General features: G+C 57.8%; 17 protein-coding genes and 1 tRNA gene. 10 read left to right on the top strand and 8 right to left on the bottom strand.

From position 1 onward, the window contains the following. The first annotated feature begins 313 nt into the window (after window positions 1-313). Window positions 314-832: an outer membrane protein gene (locus tag ACR0DL_RS05470; RefSeq protein ID WP_170375467.1), complete on the top strand. Its 519-nt coding sequence runs from the start codon at window positions 314-316 to the stop codon at window positions 830-832. A 6-nt stretch (window positions 833-838) separates the two neighbouring features. Here the strand turns inward: ACR0DL_RS05470 and ACR0DL_RS05465 are convergent, their stop codons facing one another. Next, entirely contained in the window at window positions 839-2,029 is a 1,191-nt protein-coding gene (locus tag ACR0DL_RS05465; RefSeq protein WP_480687984.1) for a pyridoxal phosphate-dependent aminotransferase, read from the bottom strand. 265 nt (window positions 2,030-2,294) lie between these two features. Here ACR0DL_RS05465 and cysS point away from each other — a divergent pair, with 265 nt between their 5' ends. The 3 genes from cysS to ACR0DL_RS05450 are packed head-to-tail and all read left to right on the top strand — an operon-like array spanning window position 2,295 to window position 6,105. Then, window positions 2,295-3,692, top strand: coding sequence for a cysteine--tRNA ligase (gene cysS / locus ACR0DL_RS05460; RefSeq protein WP_480687982.1), 1,398 nt, complete (start codon window positions 2,295-2,297; stop codon window positions 3,690-3,692). After that, entirely contained in the window at window positions 3,692-5,326 is a 1,635-nt protein-coding gene (gene cimA, locus ACR0DL_RS05455; RefSeq protein ID WP_480687980.1) for a citramalate synthase, read from the top strand. Before cysS ends, cimA begins: the two co-directional genes overlap by 1 nt. Beyond that, entirely contained in the window at window positions 5,323-6,105 is a 783-nt protein-coding gene (locus tag ACR0DL_RS05450) for a squalene/phytoene synthase family protein (RefSeq protein ID WP_480687978.1), read from the top strand. The genes cimA and ACR0DL_RS05450 overlap by 4 nt, the downstream gene beginning before the upstream one ends. 3 nt (window positions 6,106-6,108) lie before the next feature. On the opposite strand, the gene ACR0DL_RS05445 is transcribed toward ACR0DL_RS05450, so the two are convergent. Further along, complete coding sequence (locus tag ACR0DL_RS05445; RefSeq protein WP_480687976.1) at window positions 6,109-7,335, bottom strand: MFS transporter; 1,227 nt, start codon at window positions 7,333-7,335, stop codon at window positions 6,109-6,111. A gap of 98 nt (window positions 7,336-7,433) precedes the next feature. Here ACR0DL_RS05445 and ACR0DL_RS05440 point away from each other — a divergent pair, with 98 nt between their 5' ends. Genes ACR0DL_RS05440 through ACR0DL_RS05430 form a run of 3 tightly spaced genes read left to right on the top strand, consistent with a single transcriptional unit; the run spans window position 7,434 to window position 9,234 of the window. Continuing rightward, complete coding sequence (locus tag ACR0DL_RS05440; RefSeq protein ID WP_480687974.1) at window positions 7,434-8,066, top strand: DNA-3-methyladenine glycosylase family protein; 633 nt, start codon at window positions 7,434-7,436, stop codon at window positions 8,064-8,066. Next, complete coding sequence (locus ACR0DL_RS05435) at window positions 8,063-8,728, top strand: alpha/beta hydrolase (protein ID WP_170348805.1); 666 nt, start codon at window positions 8,063-8,065, stop codon at window positions 8,726-8,728. Before ACR0DL_RS05440 ends, ACR0DL_RS05435 begins: the two co-directional genes overlap by 4 nt. A gap of 2 nt (window positions 8,729-8,730) precedes the next feature. Next, the gene (locus ACR0DL_RS05430) at window positions 8,731-9,234 is read left to right on the top strand and encodes an N-acetyltransferase family protein (RefSeq protein WP_480687972.1); all 504 of its coding nucleotides are present in this window, start codon (window positions 8,731-8,733) and stop codon (window positions 9,232-9,234) included. 4 nt (window positions 9,235-9,238) lie between these two features. On the opposite strand, the gene ACR0DL_RS05425 is transcribed toward ACR0DL_RS05430, so the two are convergent. Both ACR0DL_RS05425 and ACR0DL_RS05420 read right to left on the bottom strand, forming a co-directional pair. Then, the gene (locus ACR0DL_RS05425) at window positions 9,239-9,664 is read right to left on the bottom strand and encodes a VOC family protein (RefSeq protein ID WP_480687970.1); all 426 of its coding nucleotides are present in this window, start codon (window positions 9,662-9,664) and stop codon (window positions 9,239-9,241) included. Between the two features lie 31 nt (window positions 9,665-9,695). Further along, a complete protein-coding gene (locus ACR0DL_RS05420) occupies window positions 9,696-10,301 on the bottom strand; it encodes a pseudouridine synthase (protein WP_480687968.1) in 606 nt (201 codons plus the stop codon). A 213-nt stretch (window positions 10,302-10,514) separates the two neighbouring features. Between ACR0DL_RS05420 and ACR0DL_RS05415 the strand changes: the two genes are divergently transcribed. Then, window positions 10,515-11,102, top strand: a complete 588-nt coding sequence (locus ACR0DL_RS05415; protein WP_170348801.1) for an HNH endonuclease — start codon at window positions 10,515-10,517, stop codon at window positions 11,100-11,102. Here the strand turns inward: ACR0DL_RS05415 and ACR0DL_RS05410 are convergent. Both ACR0DL_RS05410 and ACR0DL_RS05405 read right to left on the bottom strand, forming a co-directional pair. Further along, a complete protein-coding gene (locus ACR0DL_RS05410; protein WP_480687966.1) occupies window positions 11,099-11,563 on the bottom strand; it encodes a disulfide bond formation protein B in 465 nt (154 codons plus the stop codon). The two genes, ACR0DL_RS05415 and ACR0DL_RS05410, sit on opposite strands and share 4 nt — an antisense overlap. Next, window positions 11,560-12,138, bottom strand: a complete 579-nt coding sequence (locus ACR0DL_RS05405; protein ID WP_170348799.1) for a YqaA family protein — start codon at window positions 12,136-12,138, stop codon at window positions 11,560-11,562. Before ACR0DL_RS05405 ends, ACR0DL_RS05410 begins: the two co-directional genes overlap by 4 nt. Window positions 12,139-12,283: 145 nt before the next feature. Here ACR0DL_RS05405 and ACR0DL_RS05400 point away from each other — a divergent pair. Next, window positions 12,284-12,369: transfer RNA gene (locus ACR0DL_RS05400), tRNA-Leu, on the top strand. Between the two features lie 76 nt (window positions 12,370-12,445). Here ACR0DL_RS05400 and ACR0DL_RS05395 read toward each other — a convergent pair. Continuing rightward, the gene (locus ACR0DL_RS05395) at window positions 12,446-12,598 is read right to left on the bottom strand and encodes a hypothetical protein (protein WP_480687964.1); all 153 of its coding nucleotides are present in this window, start codon (window positions 12,596-12,598) and stop codon (window positions 12,446-12,448) included. Then, window positions 12,595-14,088 carry a BCCT family transporter gene (locus ACR0DL_RS05390; protein ID WP_480687962.1) on the bottom strand — a complete coding sequence of 498 codons (1,494 nt, stop codon included), beginning with the start codon at window positions 14,086-14,088 and terminating at the stop codon, window positions 12,595-12,597. The genes ACR0DL_RS05395 and ACR0DL_RS05390 overlap by 4 nt, the downstream gene beginning before the upstream one ends. A 382-nt stretch (window positions 14,089-14,470) precedes the next feature. On the opposite strand from ACR0DL_RS05390, the gene ACR0DL_RS05385 reads away from it, so the two are divergent. Next, window positions 14,471-15,439, top strand: a complete 969-nt coding sequence (locus tag ACR0DL_RS05385; RefSeq protein WP_170348796.1) for a TAXI family TRAP transporter solute-binding subunit — start codon at window positions 14,471-14,473, stop codon at window positions 15,437-15,439. The last annotated feature ends 56 nt before the right edge of the window (window positions 15,440-15,495 follow it).

Here is a 15,495-nt window from a genome sequence, read left to right as displayed (position 1 = left end):
CCAGTCGAATCTTCCAAACGTCGTTTTGCATGCAGGTCCTCACCTATTGACCTGAAGTTTCCCGATGTACCTGATCACAATCTGTTCTGTTTGCGACCTGAGCGCCTAAAAGCGAAGTATTCATGAAGATGTCACACTCTTCTTTTGTCTGCTCAAGTTTTTTTCTTTGGCACCTGAAAATCTGTTATAGTTCCTTCACTTATTTAAGAGTGGTTCGTGATCTCAATTGAAATTTAATGATCATGTACCAAGTTTTTGAGTTAACATGACTTAACCGAACGTCTCTGCGGCGAAAGGTTTTTAGGAGAGATTAATGAAAGCCCTTAAGGCCCTCAGTCTCACAACATTGGTGTCCCTCGCGACCCCGGTATTGGCTGAGGATTGGACCGGGGCTTATGCAGGTTTTAGCTTTGGATATGCAGATGCCGAAGGCCCGAATGGCTCCAGCGGCGATGATCTGACCTTCGCGCCACATATTGGCTATGACCGCGACTTCGGGAATTTTGTTTTGGGCGGCGAGCTTGAATACAATAGCCTGTCTTTGGACTTGGGGCAGGGCGAGGGTTCCCTGGACAGCATGACCCGCCTGAAGCTGCGCGGCGGCTATGATTTTGGCCCGGCTTTGGGCTATGTCGTGATCGGTGCGTCCCGGGTCGATAGCTCAGTCGATAACGATACCGCTGCTGTGTATGGAATTGGCGTGGCCTATCCCATCGGCGACCGCTTTGTCATCAGCGGCGAGGCGTTGCGGCAGGAGTTCGACGATGTCACCCGATCAGATGGCACCCTGGATTCGAATGTCTTTAACCTGCGAACCTCATTCCGGTTCTGACACCCGTTAACTGGCCGCGGCGTGACGACCGGCTATTTCCGTCGCAAATTCGCAAATCGTCGACAAAGCGGACCCGAACCGTTCGTCATCAATGGTCATGGCCACGCGGATATGGCCGGCGGCGGCGGACCCAAAACTCTCACCCGGCATCACGGCAATGGCGTGCGTATCCAGCAGCGCGTTGGCGAATGCTTCTCCGCTGAGACCCGTGGCGCGGATATCCAGCATCAGGTACATGGCCCCCTGCGCTGGAACCAACCCGACAGTGTTCTGAGCGCTCAGAATACCCACGGCGAGTGCGCGCCGCCTGCGGAACGGCGCAGCGATTTGATCTTCCAGCAAGTTACCTGCGTTCAGGGCGAAACTAGCAGCGTCCTGAATAAACCCGGGAACCCCATAGGTCGTATGCGTGGCGAGGTTGATCAGATGCGCGATTACATCCTCTGGTCCAACAATCCATCCACAACGCGAACCCGTCATGGCATGCGACTTGGACATCGACCCAACCACCAGCGTACGTTCGGTCATACCAGTCAGATTGCGCGGCGAAATATGTGAGCCTTCCCAGACCTGTGTATCATAAACCTCATCCGAAATCAGCCAAAGATCCCGCTTGCGGCAGACCTTGGCGATCCCTTCAAGCGTTTGACGGGAATAGACGACCCCGGTGGGGTTGTTTGGTGTGTTGATAAGCAGGGACACAGCGCCATCCGCGACCGCGTCAATCTGCTCGGCACGCGGTTGAAATGCGTCTTCGGCGGTTGTCTGAATCGCCCGCGCTTCCGCTCCGACGCCGCGGATCGTACCGGGATAGGTGGCGTAATATGGATCCAGATACAGACCAACATCGCCTGGATCGCAGACCGCAACATGGGCAGCGAACAAGGCGGATTGCCCACCAGGCGTGATCAAAACATTGTTTCTGGTAGTGGGAACTCCGGTGCGCGCCTGCAGCCGGGCGGCCACGGTATCGCGCAGCAAATCCGTGCCGGGCACCATCGCGTATCCGGTGTGGCCTTGCCGTGCCGAAAGGTCCATGGCTTCCAGAATCGATGGGTCGGTTCGGACGTCATGTTCACCAATGGTCAATTCGACTACAGCATAGCCGTCGCTGACCATTCGACGGGCACGATAGAACACGTCCCAACCGTCACTGCCGCCGCCGGTCAGATGAGTAATACGCTGCGACAATTTCATGACCCGCCTCCGTCTGGTGTTCTGCGCCGAAAGGGCCAGAGCCGTTGCAGAATGTCAATTGGCGAAACAGATGAATGGAACTCAAGGCTTGGCGAAAGGCGGTCGCCGTGATACTGGGACATTATGAACCCGATGACCTGCATCATTATCTGCTGCATTACCTGCTGATACTTCAAGCGGGCCGGTTTCTTTCGTTTTCATCCCTGAGACAAGTTGCTAAGCCCGCGTTAACGCGACCAGCCATGCTGTCTTTAGGAGCCGACCGATGACGACGATCAAACTGCACAACACCCGGACGCGGACGAAAGAGGGTTTCGTGCCGATCAGTGCCGACAATGTGCGGATGTATGTCTGTGGGCCCACCGTCTACGACCGCGCCCATTTGGGCAACGCACGGCCTGTAGTGGTGTTCGATGTGCTCTACCGGTTGTTGCGACACACCTATGGTGCGGATCACGTGACTTATGTGCGCAATTTCACGGACGTGGATGACAAGATCAACGCGACCGCGCTGGCACGGCAACAGGCGGGGGCTGAAGGCACGTTGGAGCAGCTGGTTCAGGAACGCTCGAATGAGACCATCGGTTGGTATCTGCACGATATGGGCGCGCTTGGGGCGCTAGAGCCCAATGAGATGCCGCGCGCTACGCAGTACATTGCGCAGATGATCGCGATGATCGAAGACCTAATCGCCAAGGGCCACGCATACGCGGCAGAGGGGCACGTTCTGTTCGCCGTGGACAGTTGGAAAGAACATTACGGCGAATTGTCGGGCCGGTCCGTCGACGACATGATCGCGGGCGCTCGGGTTGAGGTTGCGCCTTACAAGAAAAACCCGATGGATTTCGTGCTGTGGAAGCCCTCGACCGAAGAATTGCCAGGGTGGGATTCCCCTTGGGGCAGGGGGCGTCCGGGCTGGCACATCGAATGCTCGGCCATGAGCTATGAGCTATTGGGCGAGAGTTTTGACATCCACGGCGGTGGCAATGACTTGATGTTCCCGCATCATGAGAATGAGATCGCGCAGAGCAAGTGCGCCCATCCGCATGGTGAGTTCGCAAAGGTATGGCTGCACAATGAGATGCTGCAGGTGGAAGGCAAGAAGATGTCCAAATCTCTGGGCAATTTCTTCACCGTCCATGATCTGCTGGAGCAGGGCGTCCCGGGTGAGGTGATCCGCTATGTCTTCCTGCAAACCCACTATCGTAAGCCGATGGATTGGACTGAGAAGAAGGCACGTGAAGCCGAGGCGACGCTGCGCAAGTGGCGGGCGCTGACGTCGGGCATCGAGCCCGCCGCCAGCGCGGCACCTGCAGTTATCGCAGCGCTTAGTGACGACCTGAACACTGCGGGCGCTTTGGCTGAACTCCACCGTCTGGCTGCGGATGGAGATGCCGTTAGTTTGTTGGCCAGCGCACAATTGCTTGGTCTCTTAACCCCCGAGATGGGGGCGTGGGCGGATACCACATCGACGGATTTGTCGGCACATGCGGACCGGTTGGCAGATGCGCGGGTCATTGCGATGCAAAGCAAGGACTTTTCGGAAGTGGACCGTCTCAAAGCCGCTTATCTGGCTGCTGGGCTTGAGGTTCGTATGAGCAAGGATGGTGTCGAACTGGTGCCCGGTGCTGGGTTCGACGCTGCCAAGCTGGAGGGGGTGTGATGACCAAAGACCGCCTCTACCTCTACGACACCACCCTGCGAGACGGGCAACAGACGCAGGGCGTGCAGTTTTCGACCTCTGAGAAGGTGCAGATCGCACAGGCGTTGGACGCGCTGGGTGTCGACTATATCGAAGGCGGTTGGCCGGGCGCGAACCCGACTGACAGCGCGTTCTTCGATGTTGCGCCCAAGACTTCGGCCCGTTTGACCGCATTTGGCATGACTAAGCGGTCGGGCCGGTCTGCTGAAAATGACGATGTTCTGGCCGCGGTGATGAATGCAAACACGCAGGCGGTGTGTCTGGTGGGCAAGTCGCATGATTACCACGTGACCCACGCGCTGGGAATTTCGCTGGAAGAAAATGTCGAGAACGTCCGCGCCTCCGTCGCGCATATCGTGGCACAGGGTCGTGAGGCACTGTTTGACGCCGAGCATTTCTTTGACGGGTACAAGGACAACCCCGGCTATGCGGTTCAGGTGTGTCAGGCGGCCTTGGACGCCGGTGCGCGCTGGGTTGTGCTGTGCGACACCAATGGCGGCGCACTGCCCGCCGAGGTGACGCGGATCGTAGCCGGGGTGATTGCCGCCGGATTGCCCGGTGACCGCTTGGGCATTCACACCCATAACGATACCGAAAACGCGGTGGCTTGCTCTCTGGCCGCTGTCGATGCGGGCGCGCGGCAGATACAAGGCACGCTGAACGGGTTGGGTGAGCGATGCGGTAATGCGAATCTGACCGCTCTGATCCCGACTTTGCTGTTGAAGGAGCCCTATGCGTCAGGTTTCGATATCGGTGTCAGCGGGCAGGCCTTGGCCGGTTTGACGCGGGTCAGTCGGATGCTGGACGATATCCTGAACCGGGTGCCCAGCAAGCAATCGGCCTATGTCGGCGCCTCGGCCTTTGCACATAAGGCAGGGCTGCACGCCAGCGCGATCCTCAAGGACCCATCGACTTATGAACATGTCGATCCGGCCTCTGTCGGGAATGCGCGGATCATTCCGATGTCGAACCAGGCGGGGCAGTCGAACCTGCGCAAACGCCTGACCGAGGCCGGTCTGTCCGTCGAAATGGACAACCCGGCGCTGGGGCGCATTCTGGACCGGATCAAGCAGCGCGAGGCTGAGGGGTACTCCTATGACACCGCGCAGGCCAGTTTTGAGCTGCTGGCACGTGATGAGTTGGGGCAGCTGCCCGAGTTCTTTGAGGTCAAGCGCTATAAGGTGACCGTTGAGCGGCGCAAGAACAAGTACAACAAGATGGTCAGCCTATCCGAAGCCGTCGTTGTTGTGAAAGTCGACGGGGAAAAGAAACTGTCGGTCAGCGAGTCTTTGGACGAGGACGGCAGTGACCGGGGGCCGGTGAACGCGCTGGCCAAAGCGCTGGCCAAGGATCTGGGGCAGTATTCGCAGATTTTGTCCGACATGCGTCTGGTCGACTTCAAGGTCCGCATCACGCAGGGCGGCACCGAGGCGGTGACCCGCGTGATAATCGACAGCGAAGACGGGCAGGGGCGGCGTTGGTCGACCGTGGGCGTAAGCGCGAACATAGTCGATGCCTCGTTCGAGGCGCTGTTGGACGCGATACAGTGGAAACTGGTGCGCGATTGCGGGTCACAGACGGCGGTGGCCGAGTGAGCGTAGATTTTGATGATGACGTTAAGGCCTGCGCAGCATTGGTGCATCGCGCCGATCCTGATCGGTTTATGGCGGTCATGGCGGCACCCGTTGCGGTACGGCCTAAACTGTTCCCGCTTTATGCGCTGAATGTCGAGGTTGCTCGGGCCCCTTGGGTCACGCAAGAGACAATGATCGCTGAGATGCGCCTGCAATGGTGGCGCGATGCGCTGCAAGAGATTGCTGAAGGTAAGGCGGTGCGTCGGCATGAGGTTGTGACGCCTCTGTCGCAGGTCCTGTCGCCCGATCTGGCGGCTACGTTGGATGAGTATGTGGCCGTAAGGCGTTGGGATATTTACCGTGATCCGTTTGAGGACGAAGCGCATTTCAACGCCTATATCAACCATAGCGCCGGATCCTTGATGGTCGCAGCCGCGCAGGTTCTGGGTGAAGCGGACGAAGCTGTGCTGCGCGATTTCGGCTATGGCGTAGGGGTGGCGAACTGGTTTCGGGCGATTCCTGATCTTGAGGCGCGTGGTCGTATTCCTTTGCTTGACGGCACGCCTGATGGTGTTCGATCACTGGCGCAAAAGGCCTTGGACAAACTTCAGCGCGCACGGTCAAACAGTGCAGGTGTTTCAGAAGATGCCCGCCCCGCGCTTTTTGCGGGATGGCAGGCAGAATGGGTTTTGCGGCGAGTCGTGACACGCCCAGAGCGCGTCGCCGTCGGGGACCTCGCACAGGGTGAAATTCGCCGCAGAGCGTCCTTGATGTGGTCCGTTGCCAGCGGGCGCTGGTAGGCGTCAGACCGTTTCCGGCTCAGAGGGTTTCAAAACCAACCATAGCAGCGCACCACCTGCCAGCGTCAACAGTGGGATCATGGCCAGGTTCACGGCGGTCCAGCCTTCGACTGGTGACCCGCCCGAACAGTTCATCAACCCGCCCGAAGCGAGCGACGCAAGTGTCACGCCCCCAAACACCAGCAGGTCGTTCAGCCCCTGCATCCGCCCACGTTCGTTCACGTCGTGCGACGCAGCCAGCATCGTCGTGGCGCCGATAAATCCAAAGTTCCAGCCAATGCCCAGCAGGATCAGCGCGATAAAGAAATTGCCCAACTCGACGCCTTGCAAAGCAACCACACCCGCGCCGGCCAGAATGGCGAGACCGAGGGCTACGATTTTTTCGACCCCGAACCGCGCGATCAACTGGCCTGTGAAAAAGCTGGGCACATACATCGCCAGAACATGGCTGGTCACGACATCAGCGGCATCGTTGGCGCTGTAACCGCAACCCACAACCGCAAGCGGGGTCGAGGTCATGACAAGATTCATCAAAGCGTAGGAAACCATCGCACAAATGATCGCCACGGCGATGCGTGGGGTTTTAAGCATTTCAAGCCGGGATCGTCCTTTGGGCGCGTCTTCCTTTGGCTTTTCGGGCGTCGGGATATCGAGGAAGAAAAACAGCACCGACCCAAAGACATTCATCGCGATGACAGCCAGATAGGTGCCAAAAAACGGAATTACATATGCGGTCGAGGTCAGTTTGACGATCTGCGGGCCGATGATCGCCGCTGCTAGACCGCCTGCCATGACATATGAAATCGCTTTGGGCCGGAACGCGTCCGACGCCGTATCAGCGGCTGCAAAGCGGTAAAATCCATGAGCGCTCATGTAAATGCCGGTCAGCAGGCTTCCCAGCAGGAAGACCGGGAACGAGCCCAGAAACAACCCGTACGCGCCGACCGCCCCGCCGCAAGCCCCCGCAGTAGCACCAACCAGAAACCCGGCGCGCCGTCCCCAGCGCTGCATGATCGCCGAGATCGGCGTGGCAGCCAGCATTGACCCCAGCACGATGAGCGAAATCGGCAGGGTGGCCAGACACGCGTTTGTAGCCAGTGAATCCCCAGCTAACCCGCCCACGATAAAGAGCATCGGCATCTGTGCGCCCAGTACAGCTTGTGCCGCCACCAAAACGGCGACATTGCGCTTGGCGCGACTAGTGTCGAGGGTTGTCGTCGTTAGTGTCATGCGCCAATGCGTATCTTTGAAAAGCCTGTCGTACAAGCGGGTTGCATCTGCGACAAAGCAACCTACCGTGAGCGCGATATCATTTTCCCGGAGGGCCCATGTCTGTCGGACGCATCATTGAATCACCTGACTGTGTCGCAGAGGGCGCCGAATGGCTGGCCGCGGAATGCCCGCGGATGGCCTGGGCGATGGATCTGACTGGGCCTTTGCCCCTGCGTCGCCGTCCGGATGGGTTTGCCCAACTTCTCAGCGCTATTGTCAGCCAGCAAGTCAGCGTGGCTTCGGCCAATGCGATCTGGAAACGGCTGCAGGATGCCAAGCTCACCGGACCACGCAAGATCATGTGGGCAACCGATGACGATTTGCGGGCTGTGGGGCTGAGCCGTCAAAAGATACGCTACGCACGCGCGTTGGCTGAGGCGCGTATTGATTACAAAACATTACGCGACGCTTCTAATGCGGATGTCATCGCGACTTTGACCGAGGTGCCGGGGATCGGTGTCTGGACAGCTGAAATATACGCGATGTTCTCTTTGGGGCGCGCCGATGTGATCGCTCCGGGCGATCTGGCGCTGCAAGAGGCAGCGCGCATCCTCTATGACTTGCCCAAACGTCCCACGGACAAAGAACTGCGCCGAATGGCCGAAGCTTGGTCGCCCTGGCGATCGGTTGCGGCGCGTGTGTTGTGGGCCTATTACCGGGTGGCCAAAGAACGAGAAGGGATCAGATGACACGGGTTTTGAATGCGCTCCGAAAAGAGCCGGTTTCGGGCGACACACGCTCGGTCGTTGTGTTCGTGCACGGCTATGGGGCCAACGGGGCCGACCTGCTGGGCTTGGCCGATCCTTTGGGCGAACACTTGCCCGACACGCTTTTTGTCGCCCCTGATGCGCCCGAGCAGATCCCCGGGATGCCAAATGGGTTTCAGTGGTTTCCGATCCCATGGATTGACGGGTCGTCCGAAGAAGAAGCCCGACGAGGAATGGAAATGGCGGTTGAGGATTTCAACGCCTTCCTCGATGCGCTGATGGTGGACGAGGATGTTTTGCCGGAACAGGTTGTATTGTTCGGGTTTTCCCAGGGCACGATGATGAGCCTGCACGTCGCACCGCGTCGCGAGGATCCGGTTGCCGGCATCGTTGCCTTTTCGGGACGGTTGCTAGAACCCGATCTGCTGCCCGACGAGACGGTCAGCCGGATGCCGATTCTGCTGGTTCATGGTGACGTCGATGATGTGGTGCCGCCACAGTCGCTGCCCGCCGCCGCCGAAGCGCTGCAAGAGGCCGGGTTCAAAGAGGTTTACGCTCATGTGATGAAGGGTACCGGTCACGGTATTGCGCCGGACGGCCTGAGTGTCGCGCTGGCCTTCATGCGCGACAAACTGAGCCTGTAGGGATGATCGCGGTCCGCCCCATGATGCCAGAGGATGTGGCCACAGCCTGCCGCATCCTCAATGAGATCATCGAAATCGGGGGCAGCACCGCGTTTGAAATTCCGTTCTCTGACGCGTTGTTCGTTCAAAGCTACCTGGAGGGCGCTGACAAAATCTGCACCCACGTCGCCTTGGACGATCAAGGAGAGGTGGCTGGCTTTCAGTGGCTGGGAATGCACGACGCGTTGCCACAGGATTGCGCCGATATCGCGACCTTCACCAGACGTCATCCTGCGCTTAAAGGGGCAGGCCGGGCCTTGTTCGCGGAAACTTCGAAATTCGCGGCGGCAATGGGGTTTACAGCGATTAATGCAACCATCCGCGCCGATAATGGGATGGGTCTTAGCTACTACGACAAGATGGGGTTTCAAGACTACTCGGTCGCTTATGGCGTGCCACTGCAGGATGGCACGCCGGTTGATAGAATATTTAAAAGGTTTGATCTGTCGGCGGGCGCGGCACTCTGAGGGGTCAGCCCCACAAATGCCTTTCGGCAAATTCAACCGAATTGCCTGACGGATCGCGCACGTAAAGAGAGCGTGCGCCGTTTGGCCAGTCAAACTCGGCATCTAAGGGGATATTCCAATCCAGCAGATGTTTGCGCATCGTGTCGATCTCCGCGCGGGTCAGGATCAGACAAACGTGGCCAGGCCCGTGCGCGCCATGGGGGGGAACGGGCAAGTCGGGATTGCCCGGCGGTTTCTCGGTTTCTTCCGCGTTGAACAACAACAAGACCGAACTGCCGATCCGGAAGAATACGTGTCGATCCGTCACGCGCTGGATTTTCTCCAACGCCAGGATCTCTCCATAAAACCGTTCGGCAGCATCCAAGTCGTCGACATAGAGAGCGGCCTCAAGAATGCCGGTTGGTACTGGAATGTCGGGTGTGACTTTCATGCTGTAAGCCTATCACAACATGCAGTTTTTGTCACCGGCGTGGACGACGGTCGCGTTTGCGTTGCGGGGCAGAGTTCAATGTTGGCGTCGGTAGGCTGTCCCATTGGCCCGGCTCAAGCCCCTCTATCGACCAGTCGCCGATCCGGGTGCGGATCAGGCGCAGGGTCGGGTGACCGACGGCAGCTGTCATCCGCCGCACCTGCCGATTGCGGCCCTCGCGGATGGTCAATTCGATCCAGCAATCGGGCACCGTTTGGCGCACTCTGATCGGCGGATTGCGGGGCCACAGCCCTGGCGGTTCATCCATCAACCGGGCTTTGGCAGGGCGGGTCAGGCCGTCTTTCAGTTCAACCCCGTCTCGCAGGGCTTTCAAGGCAGCGTCATCCGGCAGACCTTCGACATGAACCCAATAGGTTTTGGCCATCTTGTGTTTTGGGTCCGATATTTGCGCTTGCAGTCGCCCATTGTCGGTCAGCAGCATCAAGCCTTCGCTGTCCCGATCCAGCCGCCCGGCCGGGTAAACGCCTGGCAGATCGATATAGTCTGACAGAGTGCGGCGGGGCGAATCTGCGTTGGCGCGGTCGGTAAACTGCGGTAGCACATCGAAAGGTTTGTTGAAGCGAATGAACCAGGACATGACAAACGCCATAGCCCGCAGGTCAGTGAGGCGCAACCTGTGGATAACTGTTACGCAGGTGTTACAGATTCGGATTAACCAATCCCCGAGATATTGTGGAAACTCAGGGCTTGTCAGAGATTTAACACGATATATAGTTAAGTTAAGGCCGGGGCGGGTGTTCCCCGCTCTGATGTCAAAAACGGGCAGAGCAGAGCGAGGAGCGATTCTGAGATGGATGGAGACTTCAGGACCGAATTTGTCAGGGAACCCGGTGCGCTCAGGCATCATCCGGCATTGGTTTTGAACGCCGATTATCGCCCCTTGTCCTATTACCCGTTATCCCTGTGGCCGTGGCAAGAGGCGATCAAGGCTGCTTGGCTGGACAGGGTGGACATAGTGGCTGAATACGACGAAGTCGTCCGAAGCCCCAGTACCGAGATACGAATACCTTCGGTCGTTGTCCTGAAAGATTATGTAAAACCTAGAAAGCGCGTGGCCTTCACGCGCTTTAATTTATTTTTGAGGGACGAATTCCGCTGTCAGTATTGTGGGAGCCGGGGTGATCTGACGTTTGACCATGTGGTACCGCGTGCGGCAGGGGGCGTCACAAGCTGGCAGAATGTCGTGGCGGCCTGCAGCCCGTGCAACCTAAAAAAAGGGTCTAAGTCACTGCGACAGGCGGGGATGACGTTGCGCAAGCCTCCGCGCCAACCGGAATCAGAGGCGTTGCGCAATATTGGGCGCAAGTTCCCGCCGAACCACCTGCATGACAGCTGGATCGACTTTCTCTATTGGGATGCGGAACTGGACGAACTTTAACGAGCGCGCCAGGCTGCGATCCAGACCAGCACCAACACGCCGGACAGGACAGCGTTCCAACCTGCCATTGACAAGCCCAACATCTGCCAGGGGATATCATCGCAACGCACCAGCGGGGCGGACATGATCTGTTCCATCAGATCTTCTGTCGACAGGCCGCCGATGTCACCGGACGTGCAGCTAGACGGGCCTTCCCACCATTTCTGCTCGACCCCCGCGTGAAACAAGCCGATTGCAGCCGTGGTTAGGGCTGCAAGCGCGCCCAACAATGGCAACAGCGTTGCCCGTGGCAGGGCCAAAGCCATTGCTCCGATTAGAACGGCGGCGGCATGCGGATAACGTTGCCAGATACACATTTTGCAAGGCGCCAAGCCGCCGAGGTACTGAAACCCCCACGCCCCAAGCAGAAGTGCCGCAGACCCCGCCGTAGCGATCAGGATCAGAGTGTTTTTGCGAGTCATAGGTATTTCACCACGAAAAATCCGCCGAACAGCAGGATGACGAACAGAGTGAACATAAGGCCCAGCCGCTTCTCGATGAAGGCCCGGATCGGTTCTCCAAAGCCCCAAAGCAGACCGGCAACCATGAAGAACCGCAAGGCACGGGCTAGGATAGAGGTGGCGATGAAAGTGCCCAGCGGCATACCAGTCCAACCGGACATGATGGTAATGACCTTGTAAGGGAAGGGGGTAACCCCAGCCGCAAGCACGGCCCAAAAGCCGAAATCGTTGAAGCGGGTGTTGAACTCTTCCATGGCGTGGGCTTTGCCCATCGACTCGAGAATCGGTTGGCCGAGACTTTCATAAAAGAACGCGCCAATGGCATAGCCCAGCAAGCCCCCCAACACCGAAAAGACCAGTGCGACCGATGCAATCAGCCAAGCCCGCGACGGGCGGGCCAGAATCATGGGAATCATCAAAACATCAGGTGGGATCGGAAAGACCGAACTTTCGATAAAAGCCACGAAGGCCAACGCCCACAATGCATGCGGATGTTCTGCCAGACGAATGGTCCAGTCATAAAGCGATCGCAACATAAGATGCTAAAATCCTGTTCTAACGTAGCGCAAGCCAAACCACGCGCCCGGCAAGGCGTCAAGCATCACCGCGAATACAAACTGGATTTTGGTTGCTTTTTGCCTCTGGACCTTCCCGGTTATGGGCGCTAATCCAATGGTCGTGGCCCAAGTGGCGGAATGGTAGACGCAGGGGATTCAAAATCCCCCGGTAGTGATACCGTGCCGGTTCGAGTCCGGCCTTGGGTACCAAAGTAAAAACAGAGGGTTAGGGAAACCTGCTCTCTGTTTTTTCTTTTTCGGCATTGCGTTTGCACATACTGCCAAATCACATCTTTTCGTTTTGGTGACGTTTTGCCTGAGTCTCAGAGTTGGCAGGTTTGGATGCCTTGGGAAAGCCTGTGAAGATCAACCAGATCAGGAATCCGATATATGCGAAAACGACAACATTCAGCATGGTATCAACAAACTGTCCGCTCATGTCCGGTCCTCTCGCGATAGGCTTTTGAACAGGCAGATCACGAGGATCGGTACGATAAAGACGAACGCCATGGCCGAAAGTGCGATGATTGATCTGACCACGGAAATGTCGCCTACCAGAATCATCGCCAGCCCCAATGCCCCCAAAATAATGCCCCAGATTGTGCGGATGCGGGGCGACGGGTTCTCGTCGCCTCCGGTGCCGATCATTGCAAGTGTGAAACCTGCGCTTACGACGCTGGTTACAACGAACAGGAACGCGGCCAAAACAGTGGCGATTTGCGTCACACCGCCCAGTGGGAACTTTGCAAGCAGGGCAAAGGTCGTCGCGTCCAGATTCTCGGCGTTAACGGCGGACAGGGTACCGTCCTGACGCAGAGTGTCGTAGAAACCCAGCCCACCGAAAATACCGAACCACAAGATCGAGAACAGGGTGGGGGCAACGATGACACCAACCAAAAACTCTCGGATCGTGCGCCCGCGTGAGATTCGTGCGATGAAAATGCCCACAAAAGGCGACCAGGCCAACCACCAGATCATATAGTTCAGCGTCCAGCCGTGGAACCAGTCGACGATGATGTCGTCGAAGAATTCAGCTGTAGAGAATCCAGCCGGAAGAACGCCGAAGAGGTAGCGTCCGAAGCCTGACACGATGCCGTCCATCATGAACGACGTGGGGCCAAGGATCAGCAGATAGACCATCATCCCAACCGCAATCAGCATCGCGATATTGGACAGCAGAGACATCCCTTCGCCAAGGTCGCGGCGCAGCGGAATGATATAAGCTACGCAAAGCAAGGCAAAAACGGGCAGGGTTAGCACGCCAGGTGAAGCAATCCCGATCAGACCAGCCAGGCCGGTTTGAATCTGGAATACGCCCATCGCCAGCGAACCGGCCAAGCCCACGGCTATCGCAACAATCGAGAGCAGATCGAAAACCCATCCCAGAGATTTGGTCCAACGGGCCTCACCCAATGTATCGGTTACAGGGGCGCTCAGCAGTAGCGTGCGCCCTCGACGATAGGCAAAATAAGCGATGACCAGACCGACGATCGCGTAGATGGCCCAAGCGTGAAATCCCCAGTTCAGATAGGTGATGAACAAGGCATGACCGGCGGCCATGGGATCGGGGTTGTATTGGCGCAGAACCTCGAAATGGGTCAGGGGTTCGGCCGCGCCATAAAACAACAGACCAACGCCCATGCCAGCTGCGAAAAGCATGGCGATCCAGGCAGGCGTTGAAAACTCAGGCTCGGCCCCGTCGGGCCCAAGGCGAATGTCGCCAAATCGGGACAAGGCCAGATACAGCGTGACAAACAGCAGGCCGCTGACCTCAAGCATGATGAACCAGCCACGGCTGTTGAACTGCGTGGCCACCGCTGCGGATGCAAGCCGCCCCAGCCCTTGCGGGTCGACTATACCCCAGGCCGCAATCGCTGCGCTGATGGTCAGAGCGATGACAAGCAACGGGCTGGGGGACGCGGGCTTCATTTTAAATGGCCTTTCCTGACGGTTGCAGAACAAATTCGTTTCCAGCCCTGCGCTTACAGGTGTCTGTGAATGTCGGTTTGACACTAGAGATCACCGAACCGAGTTTCAAAAGAATTGTTCCTGACCACCCAAAAGACCTGTGAGATGGGCATTCTGGGGGGAAAGTTTTGAAAAAGCCCTCAGATATGCGGCGTGGGCGTGTCAGGCCGAGTACGGGGGTTGACAAGTTGAGTATCTGAATGAAACGTCGAAGGTGTTGGGAGATTTTGGAAATTCAGTCGCTTGTGCCTGTTGCAAGACAGGTACAGTTGGCGTACCGGCAGGTCCCGGATGGGACCGCTAACAGTCTCCCATCCACCAAAAGAATTGGGAGTTCACGAAAATGAAAAACAGCAGCAAGCTTAGCCTCGGCGCGGTCGTCACCGCGGCCCTTATGGCTCCGGCCGCGTATGCAGAGGAATTCATCACAATCGGCACCGGTGGTGTGACCGGTGTGTATTATCCGACAGGCGGCGCGATTTGTCGTCTGGTCAACAAAGGCCGCAAAGAGCACGGCGTGCGCTGCTCGGTCGAATCGACCGGTGGTTCGGTTTACAACATCAACACCATCCGCGAAGGCGAGCTGGAGTTTGGTGTGGCGCAGTCCGACTGGCAGTACCACGCCTTTAACGGCACCTCGAAATTCGAAGAGGCTGGTCCCTTCGAAGGTCTGCGCGCCGTCTTCTCGGTACACCCCGAGCCGTTCACCGTGGTTGCCCGTGCCGATTCCGGCATCACGAACTTTGAAGACATGAAGGGCAAGCGCGTCAACATCGGTAACCCCGGTTCCGGTCAGCGCGGCACCATGGAGGTCCTGCTGGGCGAAATGGGTTGGACCACCGACGATTTCGAACTGGCGACCGAACTGAAAGCAGCTGAACAGTCTGCTGCTCTGTGCGACAACCAGATCGACGCGATGGTTTACACCGTTGGCCACCCCTCGGGTTCGATCCAAGAAGCCACCACCGCGTGTGATTCCGTGCTGGTGAATGTCAGCGGCGACGCCGTGGACAAGCTGGTTGGCGACAACTCGTTCTACCGCACCGCAACCATCCCCGGTGGCATGTATCGCGGTTCCGACGGTGACACCGCAACCTTTGGTGTTGGCGCGACTTTCGTGACCTCGGCAGACGTGTCGGAAGACGCGGTGTATGCAGTTGTCAGCTCGGTCTTTGAAAACTTCGACGACTTCAAAAAGCTGCACCCGGCGTTTGCAAACCTCAAGCCCGAAGAGATGATCGCGGACGGCCTGTCGGCTCCGCTGCATCCGGGTGCCGAGAAGTACTACAAAGAAAAAGGCTGGATTCAGTAAACCAGACTTAAGGCAGGGTGCCCACGGGCGCCCTGCAACCCAAGCCCGTAAAATAA

It is taken from the genome of Ruegeria sp. BB5, from assembly GCF_056539405.1.
The sequence above is the reverse complement of the archived record's forward strand: the minus strand, read 5'-3'. Positions and strand labels throughout refer to the sequence as shown.

What these genes read in the sequence shown, in the direction of transcription:
- ACR0DL_RS05470 (WP_170375467.1), top strand. Translation starts at nt 314, where the DNA reads ATGAAAGCCCTTAAGGCCCTCAGTCTCACAACATTGGTGTCCCTCGCG.
- ACR0DL_RS05465 (WP_480687984.1), bottom strand. Translation starts at nt 2,029, where the DNA reads ATGAAATTGTCGCAGCGTATTACTCATCTGACCGGCGGCGGCAGTGAC.
- cysS (WP_480687982.1), top strand. Translation starts at nt 2,295, where the DNA reads ATGACGACGATCAAACTGCACAACACCCGGACGCGGACGAAAGAGGGT.
- cimA (WP_480687980.1), top strand. Translation starts at nt 3,692, where the DNA reads ATGACCAAAGACCGCCTCTACCTCTACGACACCACCCTGCGAGACGGG.
- ACR0DL_RS05445 (WP_480687976.1), bottom strand. Translation starts at nt 7,335, where the DNA reads ATGACACTAACGACGACAACCCTCGACACTAGTCGCGCCAAGCGCAAT.
- ACR0DL_RS05440 (WP_480687974.1), top strand. Translation starts at nt 7,434, where the DNA reads ATGTCTGTCGGACGCATCATTGAATCACCTGACTGTGTCGCAGAGGGC.
- ACR0DL_RS05435 (WP_170348805.1), top strand. Translation starts at nt 8,063, where the DNA reads ATGACACGGGTTTTGAATGCGCTCCGAAAAGAGCCGGTTTCGGGCGAC.
- ACR0DL_RS05430 (WP_480687972.1), top strand. Translation starts at nt 8,731, where the DNA reads ATGATCGCGGTCCGCCCCATGATGCCAGAGGATGTGGCCACAGCCTGC.
- ACR0DL_RS05425 (WP_480687970.1), bottom strand. Translation starts at nt 9,664, where the DNA reads ATGAAAGTCACACCCGACATTCCAGTACCAACCGGCATTCTTGAGGCC.
- ACR0DL_RS05420 (WP_480687968.1), bottom strand. Translation starts at nt 10,301, where the DNA reads ATGTCCTGGTTCATTCGCTTCAACAAACCTTTCGATGTGCTACCGCAG.
- ACR0DL_RS05415 (WP_170348801.1), top strand. Translation starts at nt 10,515, where the DNA reads ATGGATGGAGACTTCAGGACCGAATTTGTCAGGGAACCCGGTGCGCTC.
- ACR0DL_RS05410 (WP_480687966.1), bottom strand. Translation starts at nt 11,563, where the DNA reads ATGACTCGCAAAAACACTCTGATCCTGATCGCTACGGCGGGGTCTGCG.
- ACR0DL_RS05405 (WP_170348799.1), bottom strand. Translation starts at nt 12,138, where the DNA reads ATGTTGCGATCGCTTTATGACTGGACCATTCGTCTGGCAGAACATCCG.
- ACR0DL_RS05395 (WP_480687964.1), bottom strand. Translation starts at nt 12,598, where the DNA reads ATGAGCGGACAGTTTGTTGATACCATGCTGAATGTTGTCGTTTTCGCA.
- ACR0DL_RS05390 (WP_480687962.1), bottom strand. Translation starts at nt 14,088, where the DNA reads ATGAAGCCCGCGTCCCCCAGCCCGTTGCTTGTCATCGCTCTGACCATC.
- ACR0DL_RS05385 (WP_170348796.1), top strand. Translation starts at nt 14,471, where the DNA reads ATGAAAAACAGCAGCAAGCTTAGCCTCGGCGCGGTCGTCACCGCGGCC.